The organism is Modestobacter italicus (assembly GCF_000306785.1).
GTDB classification, from domain to species: Bacteria; Actinomycetota; Actinomycetes; order Mycobacteriales; family Geodermatophilaceae; genus Modestobacter; species Modestobacter italicus.
The window spans coordinates 4,760,476-4,773,330 of the sequence record NC_017955.1; the positions used below are offsets into that span (position 1 = coordinate 4,760,476).

A 12,855-nucleotide genomic window follows, 5' to 3' on the forward strand; every position below is an offset into this window, starting at 1 on the left:
CCTCCCGCTCTCGCATCAGTCGCGGCAAGGTAGCGGAGCGCTGACCAGGGCGCAGGTCGGTCACCGCACGTGTGCGGGCGAGTCATCAGCACTGGTGAGGGCCCAGGGCGGTGAGCTCCGCCAGCCGGGTCACGACGGGTTCGGGCACGTCGTTCCCGAGCACGACCGTGCCCAGCGCGGCGCGGAAGGCCGGCTGCCGGCGGGCGGCCCGGTCCACCTCGTCCAGGACGCGCAGGCCGTTGCCCGAGTGGGAGAGCAGGTCCTCCACCGGTCCGGCCCCCACCCAGGCGATCAGGTCGGCGTCACCCTCGGCCGCGTCGGCCAGGACGACCAGTGCACCCACCACACCCGGAGCCGCGGCGTCGCACGCGACGCCGGCGAAGTCGCTGGCGTCGCCGTGCTCGCCGGCCCGCCACTCGGCGAACCAGTCAGCCGCCCACGCCGTCACGCTCGGCCAGGTCCGCTGCGTCCCCGCGAGGACGTCGACCAGGAGGCAGGAACCGTCCGGGCGGAAGGTGGCCTCGGACTCGAACACGGTCGGGAGCCTAGGCAGCAGAACGACGAGCCGGGGCTCATCACGCCTTCGGCGGCTCCGCCTCGGGGCTCTTCCCAGGACCCATGCCACCCGCCATCAGCGCTGCGATCGCCAGGGGGACCACGCCGAGCGGAACGGTGAGCCACACGACGTCGGCCAGCCGATCAGGGGCAGGCCCCACGCCGGACAGCGCCCAGGTCATCGCGAGCAGCGGCAGGGTGACCACCCCGGTGCCCAGCGCGGCGGCGCAGCGGCCACGACCACTCGGCGCCCGCGACACCACGGCGCCGAACACGGCCGGCAGGAAGGTGAACAGCCAGTGGAAGACCGGGATCGGCGGCCCGGACGCCAACGGGGCGTTGATCGCCACGCCCGCTGCGTCGATCACGCCGGCGACGGCTCCCAACACCAGCACGACGAGCCAGGCGACGCCTGCCCGGCTGCGCCAGGCGAGCGGCACCGACCATCCCGTGGCCAGCACGGCGACGACCACGCCGACGACCGTCACGGCGAGGAGCAACCACAGGACTTCGGCGGGCAGCGGCCCGGGGACCAGCGAGTCCTCGGGTGCCGGACGACGACCTGCGCTCACCGCCGTCCCCGCCAGGACCGCGCCCACCGTCAGCAGGGTGCACGCGCCGACGGTCGGCCACAGGCGCCCGGGCCGCGACCTCGCGGGGAGCTGCTGGACCGGCGCGGACACGACGGCACCGTCGCACACGCTGCGGTGCCCCGCTGTGCGCCGCTCGGTCACACTGACGCCCGTGGCGCGGCGGCGGTCCCGAGCACGAGGGCCGAGGACGGTCCGTGACGACGGCCCGCCGACGGTCGTGGCCCTGGAGTGGGACTACGCCTACCCGTCACCGATCGTCGACCGGACCCCCGGGGTCCTCGGCGTCGAGTTCCTCGAACCGGCCGAGCTGGGGCTGTCCGAGTCCCTCGGCGAGCGGCTGATGTCCTGGCTCGATCGGATGCCGGACTGGGACGCCCCTGAGGGGAGCGACCCCGGGTGGACCCGCGAAGGCCTGACGCTGGCCTACGACCTGCAGCACGAGGTCGGCCCGGACATCACCGTCCTCTACGGCGGACGCCCTGTCGCAGACCACCGAGGTCCGTGACCCGACCGACCCTGGAGGCAGCCCCGTCAGACCTGCTTGAGGGCCGGCTCAGCGGGGCACGCGTGGGCGGTCAGCCCTCCCGTCCCGGGCGCACGTGCCGGACGTCGCCGGAGGCCAGTTCCACGATCCCGGCCCCGGTGCGGACGACGAGCCGGCCGTCCCAGTCGACGGCCTCCGCGACCCCCTCCAGCGTCGACCCGTCGGGCATCGTCACGGTGACGGTGGCCCCGACCGTGCTGCACCAGGCGAGGTAGTCCTGCGCGAGGCCCGAGGACACCGGGTCGCCGAGCACCTGCACCCACCGGGAGTACCGGCGCTCGAACGTGCGCAGGAACGCCTCCAGCACGCTCGCGCGGTCGACCGGCCCGCCGGCCACCAGCGCCAGCGACGTCCCGGTGTCGGGGAGCTCGTCGCGGCGGGTCGAGACGTTCAGCCCCACCCCGACGACGACGGCGGCCCCGGACGTCTCGGCCAGGATCCCGGCCAGCTTCGTGCCGTCGGCGGCGAGCAGGTCGTTGGGCCACTTGAGCGACGTGCGGACGCCGGTCACCTCCGACACCGCCTCGGCCAGCGCCACCCCGGTCAGCAGCGAGAGCCAGGCCCGGCGGGCGGCGGGCACGTCGGGGCGCAGCAGCAGCGAGACGGTGACGCCGGCCCGGGGCGGCGAGGTCCAGGTGCGGTCCAGCCGGCCGCGGCCGGCCTGCTGGTGCTCCGCGACGAGCACCAGCCCCTCCGGCTCGTCGGCCGCGGCCCGGGCGACCAGCTCCGCGTTCGTCGACCCGATCGCCTCGACCACTTCCACCTCCCGCCACAGGCCGCCGGTGACGACCGCGGCGGTCAGCGCGGCGGCGTCCAGCGCGGGTCGATCCGGTGCGGGGAGGTGGGGGTCGGACACGTCACCTACGCTACGGCGCTGTGAGTGCCGCCGAACTGGAGAGCGCGGGCGAACACGTCCCCGCTGATCTCGACCTGCACACCACCGCCGGCAAGCTGGCCGACTTCGAGCGCCGGGTGCAGGAGGCCACGCACGCCGGGTCGACGCGCGCGGTGGAGAAGCAGCACGCGGCCGGGAAGATGACCGCCCGGGAGCGGATCGAGGCGCTGCTGGACCCCGGCTCGTTCACCGAGCTCGACGAGTTCGCCCGGCACCGGTCCACGAACTTCGGCATGGACGCCCGCCGCCCGTTCGGCGACGGCGTGGTCACCGGCTACGGCACCGTCGACGGCCGCCCGGTCTGCGTGTTCTCCCAGGACGTGACCGTCTTCGGCGGCAGCCTCGGTGAGGTGTACGGCGAGAAGATCGTCAAGGTGCTGGACCTGGCGGTGCGCAACGGCTGCCCGATCATCGGCATCAACGAGGGCGGCGGCGCGCGGATCCAGGAGGGCGTGGTCTCCCTGGGCCTCTACGCCGAGATCTTCCGCCGCAACGTGCACGCCTCCGGGGTCATCCCGCAGATCTCCCTGGTCATGGGCGCCGCGGCCGGTGGGCACGTCTACTCCCCCGCACTCACCGACTTCATCGTCATGGTCGACAAGACCAGCCAGATGTTCATCACCGGCCCGGACGTGGTCAAGACCGTCACCGGTGAGGACGTGACGCTGGAAGAGCTGGGCGGGGCGCGCACCCACAACACCAAGTCCGGCGTCGCGCACTACCTGGCCGCCGACGAGGCCGACGCGCTGGACTACGTCAAGGCGCTGCTGTCCTACCTGCCGTCCAACAACCTCGACCCGCTGCCGGCGATCGAGACCGCACCGGTCGACATCGCGCTGCCCGAGGCGGTCACCGAGACCGACCGGGAGCTGGACACCTTCATCCCGGACTCCCCCAACACCCCCTACGACATGCACACCGTCATCGAGCACGTCCTGGACGACGGCGAGTTCCTCGAGGTGCAGGCGCTGTGGGGGCCCAACATCGTCATCGGCTTCGGCCGGGTCGAAGGCAGGCCCGTGGGTGTGGTGGCCAACCAGCCGACCCAGTTCGCCGGCACGCTGGACATCGACGCGAGTGAGAAGGCCGCCCGCTTCGTGCGCACCTGCGACGCCTTCAACATCCCGGTGCTGACCTTCGTCGACGTCCCCGGCTTCCTGCCCGGCACCTCCCAGGAGTGGGACGGCATCATCCGCCGCGGCGCCAAGCTGATCTACGCCTACGCCGAGGCCACCGTCCCGCTGATCACCGTGATCACCCGCAAGGCCTACGGCGGCGCCTACGACGTGATGGGCTCCAAGCACCTGGGCGCCGACGTCAACCTGGCCTGGCCCACCGCCCAGATCGCGGTCATCGGCGCGCAGGGCGCGGTCGGCATCCTCTACCGCAAGGAGCTCGCCGCCGCCGAGGACCCCGAGGCCCTCCGCGCGGAGCTGATCGGCAACTACGAGGACACCCTCGCCAACCCCTACATCGCCGCCGACCGCGGCTACGTAGACGCGGTCATCCCGCCCTCGCACACCCGGGTGCACATCGTCCGGGCCCTGCGGCTGCTGGCCAACAAGCGCCAGACCCTGCCGCCCAAGAAGCACGGGAACATCCCGCTGTGAGCCAGCCCCTGCTGCGGGTGGTCAGCGGCCAGCCCACCGACGAGGAGCTCGCCGCGCTGACCGTCGTCGTCGCTGCCCTCGCCCAGCGCCGCCCTGACCGGCGCCGTCCGACGCCGGTGGGTGCCTGGGCCTCCCGCGCGGACCTCGTCCGCACCCCCTTGCAGCCGGGTCCCGGCGGCTGGCGTGCGGCGGGGCGGTTCGCGTGAGCGACGTCCGCCGGCTGGTGCTGGCCTCGCAGTCCCCCGCCCGGCTGCAGCTGATGCGCCAGGCCGGCCTCGACCCCGAGGTGGTGGTCAGCGGGGTCGACGAGAGCACCGTGCAGGCCCCCCGCGTCGCCGAGCTGGTGGCCCTGCTCGCCGCCGCCAAGGCCACCGCGGTCGCCGGCCGGGAGACCGACGCGCTGGTCGTGGCGGCGGACTCGCTGCTGGAGTTCCGCGGCCAGGAGATGGGCAAGCCGGCCGACGTCGCCGAGGCCCGGCTGCGCTGGGAGCGGATGCGCGGCCGCAGCGGCGTGCTGCACACCGGCCAGGCGGTCTTCGACGTCCGGGACGGCGCGGTGACCCAGCGGGACGTCGGCGTCGCCTCCACCGTCGTCCACTTCGACTCCCCCACCACGGCCGAGCTGGAGGCCTACCTGGCCAGTGGCGAGCCGCTGGCCGTGGCCGGCGCGTTCACCCTCGACGGCCTCGGCGCACCGTTCGTCCGCCGCATCGAGGGCGACCCGTCGGCGGTCATCGGCCTGTCGCTGCCCCTGCTGCGCACCCAGCTGGCGAGGCTCGGTACGTCACTGGTCGACCTCTGGCCCCACTGACCACACCCCGGGTTGACCCGCCCCTGACCCCCGTGTGAGCGTCGGATCAGGACCACGGGGGAGTTGTCGGTGAAGCGTCGAACCAGGGCACTGCTCTGCCTGTTGACCGGGCTGGTCGCCGTCCTCGGGCCGGCATCGGCCGCCCGGGCGGACCAGTGGCAGGACCGGGTCTCGGCCGGCAGCGGCTACGCGACCGGGGCGGGGACGACCGTCGCGATCGCGCTGTTCGACCGCGGCACCGGGCTGTACCGCGACAACGGCGCCGCCGCGCACACCCGGATCGAGTCGGCGTCGGTGATGAAGCTGTTCATCGCCGAGAACCTGCTGCACCGGCGCGACCTCGGGCAGATCCGGCTCACCGCGGCCGACCTGACCGACATGTCCCGGATGCTGCGCGAGTCCTACGACGCCGCGGCCAACCGGTTCTGGAGCAGCTACGGCACCAACGCGATCGTCGGCGACGTCATCGCCCGGTACGGCCTGAGCGAGACCGGGCTGACCAGCAACGTCCGCTACTGGGGCAACACGCTGATCACCGCCCACGACATCGTCGTCTTCTACCAGCGGCTGATGGACGGCTCCGGCGGGCTGTCCGCCGGCTCGCGGGACTGGATCGTCGACCAGTTGCGCCAGTCGACCGAGCAGGGCGACGGCGGCCGGCAGTTCTTCGGGCTGCACGACGGGCTGCCGCTGGAGCGCGTGATCGCCCAGAAGCAGGGCTGGATGTGCTGCGTCAACGGCAGCGCCTACCGGCACTCCACCGGGCTCGTCGGCCCGGACGGCCGGTACGCCGTGGCCGTGCTCACCCGCGAGCCCTCCGACCGCGGGACGGCGCACCTGGAGGCCTCGATCACCGGGGCGGTGCGCACGATGTTCCCCGAGGGGCTCATCCCCCGCGTGCAGGGCGACATCGGTGAGCTCTGGTACCGGATGGGCGGCACCCGCAGCCTGCTGGGCTACCCGACCAGCGACGAGCTCGGCCTGCCCGGCGGCGCGGTGAGCCGGTTCCAGGGCGGGTTCGTCTACTGGACGCCGTCCACCGGCCCGCACTGGGTCGCCGGGGACATCCTCCGCAAGTACGGGGCCTACGGCTACGAGCGCAGCGTGCTGCGCTACCCGGTCAGCGACGAGATCCCGCTGGCCGGCGGCGCGCTCAGCCGGTTCCAGGGCGGCTCGATCTACTGGTCACCGCGCACCGGCGCGCACGCGGTCGGCGGCAACATCCTGGCCCGGTACGGCAGCTACGACTGGGAGAAGGGCGTGCTGGGCTACCCGACCAGCGACGAGCTCGCGCTGACCGGCGGGGCGCTGAACCGGTTCCAGGGCGGCTACGTCTACTGGTCACCGGCCACCGGCGCGCACGCGGTCGGCGGCGCCATCCTGGGCGCGTACGGCGCGACCGGGTGGGAGCGGGGCTGGCTCGGCTACCCGACCAGCGAGGAGACCCGCCTGCCCGGCGGGGCGGTGAGCCGGTTCTCCGGCGGCGCCGTCTACTGGTCACCCCAGGGCGGCGCCCACCCGGTCCGGGGGCCGATCCTCACCGCGTACGAGACCCTCGGCGCCGGGCAGGGCGAGCTCGGCTACCCGACCCGGGACGAGCTGACCCTCGTCAACGGCGGTGCCGTCTCCGTCTTCCAGCACGGCGCCCTCTACTGGACGCGGACCACCGGTGCGCACTGGCTCGGCGGTGACCTGCTCACCGCCTACGGCGCCCAGGGGTACGAGCGCGGCCCGCTCGGCTACCCGACCAGCGACCCGCACCCGGTGGCCGGCGGCACCCGCGTCGACTTCCAGCGCGGCAGCCTGACGCTGACCCCGTCCGGCCAGGTCCTCCGGGACGCGGACGCGGCACCGACCGCGGTCACCCCGCAGCCGACGCGCACCCCCGCACCGGCCGCCGTCCCCACCCCGACACCCACCCCCACACCCACACCCACGGCGACACCGACACCGGCCGCACCGACGACGACGGCGCCGACGACCGGCGACGCGAGCGGGGCGACGCCGTGAGGCGGCTGCGGCTGGTCGCCGGTGCGGTCGTCCTGCAGGCCGCGCTGCTCGGCTGCACGGGCAGCGCCGACGAGCCCGCGGCCGGGTCGCCGGCGGCCTCGACCACCCCGGCACCGGCGCCGCCCACGCCGGCCGGCAGCGCCGAGGCGCAGGCGCTCGCCGCCTTGCCCGCCGGGCCGGCCACCGGCACGGCGGTGGTGACCCTGACCGGCGCCGGCGAGCTGCGCGCCCCCGTCACCGGCCAGTGCAGCCAGACCGCCGACGGCACCCGGATCGAGGCGTCCGCCGACACCGCGACGATCCGGCTCGACGTCACCCCCGGCGGCGCGCACCTCGCCCTCGACGACGTCGGGCTGTCGGCCACCTCCGACGTCGCGACCGGCCGCTACGAGGTCTCCGGCCGCCACCTCTCCCTCGCCGCGCCGCTCGTCCACGACGGCGGGTCGACCGGCCGGGTCGAGCTGGAGGTCGACTGCGGCGGCTGAGCCGCCCGCCCTGCGGAGGCAGCGGCCGATCGCGCTGACTAGAGTCCGGGCGTCCGCTCGGAGGGGAGTTCGTCGGTGCAGAAGGTCCTGATCGCCAACCGCGGTGAGATCGCGGTGCGTGTCGCACGCGCCTGCCGGGACGCCGGGCTGACCAGCGTCGCGGTCTACGCCGAGCCCGACCGGGACGCCCTGCACGTGCGCGCCGCCGACGAGGCCTTCGCCCTGGGCGGCACCACCCCCGGCGACTCCTACCTGGTCATCGACAAGATCATCGACGTCGCGCGGCGGTCCGGCGCCGACGCGGTGCACCCCGGCTACGGCTTCCTGAGCGAGAACGCCGGGTTCGCCCAGGCCGTCATCGACGCCGGTCTGACCTGGATCGGCCCCTCCCCGCAGGCGATCATCGACCTCGGTGACAAGGTCGCCGCCCGGCACATCGCCACCCGCGCCGGCGCACCGCTGGTGCCGGGCACCAAGGACCCGGTCGCCGACGCCGAGGAGGTCATCGCCTTCGCCAAGGAGCACGGCCTCCCGGTGGCCATCAAGGCCGCGTTCGGCGGCGGCGGCCGCGGGCTGAAGGTCGCCCGCACGATCGAGGAGATCCCCGAGCTGTTCGACTCCGCCGTCCGCGAGGCGGTGTCGGCGTTCGGCCGCGGCGAGTGCTTCGTCGAACGCTTCCTGGACAAGCCCCGGCACGTCGAGGCCCAGGTGCTCGCCGACACCCACGGCACCGTCATCGTCGTCGGTACCCGCGACTGCTCGCTGCAGCGCCGCAACCAGAAGCTGGTCGAGGAGGCCCCCGCGCCGTTCCTCACCGACGAGCAGCGCGAGCGCATCCACTCCTCGGCCAAGGCCATCTGCGCCGAGGCCGGCTACGTCGGTGCCGGCACCGTGGAGTACCTGGTCGGCACCGACGGCTCGATCTCCTTCCTCGAGGTCAACACCCGGCTGCAGGTCGAGCACCCCGTGAGTGAGGAGACGTCGGGCATCGACCTGGTCCGCCAGCAGTTCCGGATCGCGCAGGGCCTGCCGCTGGAGATCACCGCCGACCCCACCCCGCGCGGGCACAGCATCGAGTTCCGGATCAACGCCGAGGACGCCGGGCGCAACTTCATGCCCGCCCCCGGCCCGGTCACCCGGCTGGAGGTCCCGCAGGGCCCCGGCGTGCGCTGGGACTCCGGCGTGGAGACCGGCGGTGAGGTCGCCGGCGCCTTCGACTCCATGCTGGCCAAGCTGATCGTCACCGGCGCCACCCGCACCGAGGCGTTGCAGCGCGCCCGCCGCGCGCTGGCCGAACTGGTCGTCGAGGGCATGCCCACCGTCGTCCCGTTCCACCGCGCCGTCGTCGCCGACGAGGCGTTCACCGCCGAGCCGTTCACCGTGCACACCCGGTGGATCGAGACCGAGTGGGACAACCAGGTCCCGCCCTACGGCCCGGCCGCGGAGTCCGAGGACGCCGAGCCGCGGCAGACCGTCGTGGTCGAGGTCGGCGGCCGCCGGCTGGAGGTGTCGCTGCCCGCCGGGCTGGCCGCGGGCGGCGGTGGGGCGGCCCCGGCCAGCGGCGGGGCGAAGCCGCGCAAGCGCGGCGGCGGGCACGGCGGCTCGGCCGCCTCCGGTGACTCCCTCACCGCGCCCATGCAGGGCACCATCGTCAAGGTCGCGGTCGAGGACGGTGCCACCGTCGCCGCCGGTGACCTGGTCGTCGTCCTCGAGGCGATGAAGATGGAGCAGCCCATCACCGCGCACAAGGCCGGCACCGTGTCCGGGCTGTCCGCCGAGGTCGGCGCCAGCGTCACCAGCGGCGCCGTCCTCTGCACCATCACCGACGCCGCCGAGTAGGGCTCAGTACGCGACCCGGACCTCGGTCGTGGCCGCGACGAAGGTGAGGGTGCCGCCCTGGAAGCGCTGGGTGGTGCCGCCGGCGACGGCGCGCTCCTCCTCGAGTGGGTAGCCCAGCCGGCCGTTCTCCCAGCCCAGCGCTCCCCAGCGCTCGCGGGTGTACCGGTTGGTCAGGGCGTGCGCGCCGCTGGCCGGTGACCAGTAGACCGACCCCTGCTGGAACACCTGGAAGCAGCCGCCGTCGCGCAGCCCGCACACCTGGTCGGCGGTCGGGTAGCCCAGCGGGCCGTTCTCCCAGCCCGACGCGCCCCACCGGTCGCGCAGCGCACCGGTCACGACCGTCGCCCTCGACCCGGCGCTCACGTACACCGAGCCGCCCTGGAACAGCTGGAAGCAGCCGCCGTCGCGCAGCCCGCAGGTCGTGTCCCCGGTCGGGTAGCCCAGCGCGCCGGTCTCCCACCGCGCCGCCGCCCACCGGTCCCGGACCGCACCGGACAGCACCAGCCGCGCGCCCGTGGTGTTCGACCGGTAGACGGCGCCCTTCTGGAAGGTCTGGAAGCAGCCGCCGTCGCGCAGCCCGCACACCTGGTCGGCGGTCGGGTAGCCCAGCGCGCCGTTCTCCCAGCCCGACGCGCCCCACCGGTCGCGCAGCGCACCGGTCACGACCGTCGCCCTCGACCCGGCGCTCACGTACACCGAGCCGCCCTGGAACAGCTGGAAGCAGCCGGCGTCGCGCAGCCCGCAGGTCGTGTCCCCGGTCGGGTAGCCCAGCGCGCCGGTCTCCCAGCGCGCCGCCGCCCACCGGTCCCGCACCGCGCCGGACAGCACCAGCCGCGCGCCCGTGCCCGGCGACCAGTACACCGCCCCGCGCTCGAAGGCCTGGAAGCAGCCACCGTCGCGCAGGCCGCAGGTCTCCTCGCCGACCGGCGCGCCCAGCGGCCCGGACAGGGAGCCCGAGGCGGTCCACCGGTCCCGGATCGCGCCGCGCACCACGCGCGTGCCGCCGGCGGTGCTGCTCACCACCGACCCGCCCTGGAAGGCCTGCGAGCACGTGCCCCCGGCCGCGCCGCACACCGTGTCGCCGACCGGGTAGCCCAGCGGCCCTGTCTCCCACCGCGTCGCGGCCCACCGGTCCCGGACCGGTCCGGACAGCACCAGCCGCGCACCGGTGCCCGGCGACCAGTAGACGGCGCCCTGCTGGAACGTCTGGAAGCAGCCGCCGCCGACCAGCCCGCAGACCTTCGCCGCGGTGGACGCCCCGAGCGGTCCGGCCTCGCCTCCGCTGGCGGCCCACGCCTGGCCGACCGGGTCGGTGGACCGTGGCACCGCCGCCGGGCTCGGCGCGCTGGCCGGGCCGGTGCCCGCCGCGTTGGTCGCGGTGACGGAGAACGTGTACGCGGTGCCGTTGGTCAGCCCGGTCAGCGTGGCCGTGGTGGCACCGGTCGTCGTCGCCGTCGCCCCGCCCGGGGCCGCGGTCACCGTGTAGCCGGTGACCGGGCTGCCGTTGGCCGTCGCGGCCGTCCAGCGGACGACCGCGCTGCGGTCGCCGCCCACGGCGGTCACCCCGGTCGGCGCAGCCGGGGGCGAGGCACCGGCCGGGGTGAGGGTCACGCTCGACGTCGCGCTGGACTGGCCCCAGGCGTCGACGACGGCCACCGCGTAGCTGCGGGTCACGCCCAGCGGGGCGGCGAGCGTGACGCCCGCGGTCCGCGGGCTGGCCACGACCGACCCGCCCACCCGGACGGTGTACGTGTACGCGGGGCCGGCGTCGTCCCAGCTCAGCAGCACCCGGCTGCCGTCGGTCCTGCCGGACACCCCGGTCGGCGCCGCGGGCGGGGCCGGGCGGGTCGTGCCGGTGGTGATCGCGTTGGAGGGGGCCGACGCGCGCCCCAGGTCGTCGACGCCGCGCAGCTGCCACCGCGTCTCGTAGCTGGGCATCGCGGCGAGGGTGAGGCCGAAGGTCTGCGGCGAGCCGGTGAGCGGCAGCGCGTAGGTGCCGACGCTGGCGCCGTCCTGGAGCAGCGAGTACCGCGCCGCGACCGGCCCGGTCACCGTCGCAGTGACGTCGAGGACGGCGCTGGCGCCGGCCGTGCGCAGCGTGGCCGCCTGCAGGGCCCTTTAGGGCGGGGCCCCGGCGCCGACGGACGCCAGCGCCGGCAGGCTGCGGGCACCGCTGTCGGCCTGCACGTCGACCGCCACCTGGGTGCCGTCGGTCAGCCCGGTCACCCGGGCGCTGGTGCCGGTCACGCTGGCCCGGACGACGCCGTCGACCCGCACCGAGTACCCGGCGGCCCCGGCGACCGCCGGCCAGGAGACGTCGACGGCCCCCGCGGACGGCGTGACGGTGGGGGCCGCGCCGACCTGGTCCGCGGCGGTGAAGGCGGCCGGCACGTCCAGCCGGCCGGCTCCGTAGCCGCGGTCCCAGCTGCCGCCGCCGTCCGCGCCGGCCTGCAGCGCGGCCTGCACCTGCGCGGGGCTGATCCCCGGGTGGCCGGCGCGCAGCAGGGCGACCGCCCCGGCCACCGCCGGGCCGGCGAAGGAGGTGCCCGTGCCGCTGGTGTACCCGGTGCCGCGGTACGGCAGCACCACGCTCTCGCCGACGGCGGAGACGTCGACCTGCCAGCCGTGCTGCGCCCACGGCGCCGGGGCGGCCTCCGGTGTGGTGGCCGAGACCGCGATGACCCCCTCGAGAGCGGCCGGGTACAGCACCGCGTTGCCGTTCTGCCCGTCGTTGCCGGCGGAGGCGACGACGGAGACGCCCTTGTCCAGCGCGTAGCGGACGGCGGTGGCGGTCACGTCGGAGTAGCCGCCGGACAGCGACATGTTGATCACGTCCGCGCCGTGGTCGGCGGCCCAGAGGACGCCCCGGGCGACGGCGGCCGACGGGCAGGTCGCGCTGGTGCACACCCGCACCGGCAGGACCCGGGCCTGCGGTGCCATCCCGGCGCTGCCCGCGCCGTTGCCGTCCCGGGCGGCGATGACGCCGGCGACCCCGGTGCCGTGCCACTCGGCCGGGTCGGCGGCCAGCCCGGTGGTGTCGGTGCCGGCGAGCACCGCGCCGGCGAGGTCGGGGTGGCTGCCGTCGACCGCGGTGTCCAGCACGGCCACCACCTGGCCGGCACCGCGGGTGCGGGGCCAGACGTCGGTGACCGAGCTCATCGCCTGCGGGTCGTCGGCCTCCCAGTACGGGTCGGCGTCGAGCCGGTAGTCGACCGCGGCGTCGGCGGCGACGACGTCGGCCCGGTCCTCGAGCGTCTCCTCCGTGGCCGCTGCCCGGTCCCGGGGCGCGGTGACCGTCTCGACGACGTACTCGCCGTCGACGACGGTGAGGACGTCGATGCTGACCTGCCCGCCGTCGGCGGCCGAGGCGGCCGGGGCGCCGGCCACGCAGCCGAGCACGGCGAGGACCGAGCCGGCCAGGGCGACGACGAGCCGGCGGGCGGGGTGATGCTGCACATCGGTCTCATCGGCACCCGGCCGACGGGACCGGATCCTCCGATCGCGTGACCCCCG

Annotated in this window: 12 protein-coding genes; 7 read left to right on the forward strand and 5 right to left on the reverse strand. The window is 75.3% G+C overall.

Annotated features, from left to right (window positions below; all coding sequences use genetic code 11):
* Window positions 1-85 precede the first annotated feature (85 nt).
* Together MODMU_RS22530 and MODMU_RS22535 are read right to left on the reverse strand one after the other, a co-directional pair.
* Window positions 86-535, reverse strand: a complete 450-nt coding sequence (locus tag MODMU_RS22530; RefSeq protein ID WP_014742702.1) for a DUF6869 domain-containing protein — start codon at window positions 533-535, stop codon at window positions 86-88.
* A 40-nt stretch (window positions 536-575) separates the two neighbouring features.
* Window positions 576-1,154 carry a hypothetical protein gene (locus MODMU_RS22535; RefSeq protein ID WP_166503583.1) on the reverse strand — a complete coding sequence of 193 codons (579 nt, stop codon included), beginning with the start codon at window positions 1,152-1,154 and terminating at the stop codon, window positions 576-578.
* A gap of 145 nt (window positions 1,155-1,299) precedes the next feature.
* Between MODMU_RS22535 and MODMU_RS22540 the strand changes: the two genes are divergently transcribed.
* Window positions 1,300-1,653, forward strand: a complete 354-nt coding sequence (locus MODMU_RS22540; RefSeq protein ID WP_166503584.1) for a hypothetical protein — start codon at window positions 1,300-1,302, stop codon at window positions 1,651-1,653.
* A 70-nt stretch (window positions 1,654-1,723) separates the two neighbouring features.
* Here MODMU_RS22540 and MODMU_RS22545 read toward each other — a convergent pair whose 3' ends face one another.
* Window positions 1,724-2,548: a biotin--[acetyl-CoA-carboxylase] ligase gene (locus MODMU_RS22545; protein ID WP_014742705.1), complete on the reverse strand. Its 825-nt coding sequence runs from the start codon at window positions 2,546-2,548 to the stop codon at window positions 1,724-1,726.
* A gap of 20 nt (window positions 2,549-2,568) precedes the next feature.
* Between MODMU_RS22545 and MODMU_RS22550 the strand changes: the two genes are divergently transcribed.
* The 6 genes from MODMU_RS22550 to MODMU_RS22575 all read left to right on the forward strand — a co-directional run bounded on the left by MODMU_RS22550 (window position 2,569) and on the right by MODMU_RS22575 (window position 9,342).
* Entirely contained in the window at window positions 2,569-4,197 is a 1,629-nt protein-coding gene (locus MODMU_RS22550; protein ID WP_014742706.1) for an acyl-CoA carboxylase subunit beta, read from the forward strand.
* On the forward strand, window positions 4,194-4,403 hold the full coding sequence (locus MODMU_RS22555) for an acyl-CoA carboxylase subunit epsilon (protein ID WP_014742707.1): 210 nt from the start codon (window positions 4,194-4,196) through the stop codon (window positions 4,401-4,403). Before MODMU_RS22550 ends, MODMU_RS22555 begins: the two co-directional genes overlap by 4 nt.
* A complete protein-coding gene (locus MODMU_RS22560; protein ID WP_014742708.1) occupies window positions 4,400-5,008 on the forward strand; it encodes a Maf family protein in 609 nt (202 codons plus the stop codon). Before MODMU_RS22555 ends, MODMU_RS22560 begins: the two co-directional genes overlap by 4 nt.
* 69 nt (window positions 5,009-5,077) lie before the next feature.
* Window positions 5,078-7,018, forward strand: a complete 1,941-nt coding sequence (locus MODMU_RS27355; RefSeq protein WP_014742709.1) for a serine hydrolase — start codon at window positions 5,078-5,080, stop codon at window positions 7,016-7,018.
* Entirely contained in the window at window positions 7,015-7,503 is a 489-nt protein-coding gene (locus MODMU_RS22570) for a hypothetical protein (protein ID WP_014742710.1), read from the forward strand. Before MODMU_RS27355 ends, MODMU_RS22570 begins: the two co-directional genes overlap by 4 nt.
* A 75-nt stretch (window positions 7,504-7,578) precedes the next feature.
* Window positions 7,579-9,342 carry an acetyl/propionyl/methylcrotonyl-CoA carboxylase subunit alpha gene (locus tag MODMU_RS22575; protein WP_014742711.1) on the forward strand — a complete coding sequence of 588 codons (1,764 nt, stop codon included), beginning with the start codon at window positions 7,579-7,581 and terminating at the stop codon, window positions 9,340-9,342.
* Window positions 9,343-9,345: 3 nt separating this feature from the next.
* Here MODMU_RS22575 and MODMU_RS27360 read toward each other — a convergent pair whose 3' ends face one another.
* Together MODMU_RS27360 and MODMU_RS22585 are read right to left on the reverse strand one after the other, a co-directional pair.
* The gene (locus tag MODMU_RS27360; RefSeq protein ID WP_014742712.1) at window positions 9,346-11,394 is read right to left on the reverse strand and encodes a fibronectin type III domain-containing protein; all 2,049 of its coding nucleotides are present in this window, start codon (window positions 11,392-11,394) and stop codon (window positions 9,346-9,348) included.
* Between the two features lie 66 nt (window positions 11,395-11,460).
* Window positions 11,461-12,798, reverse strand: coding sequence for a S8 family peptidase (locus MODMU_RS22585; RefSeq protein ID WP_014742713.1), 1,338 nt, complete (start codon window positions 12,796-12,798; stop codon window positions 11,461-11,463).
* Window positions 12,799-12,855: the final 57 nt, after the last annotated feature.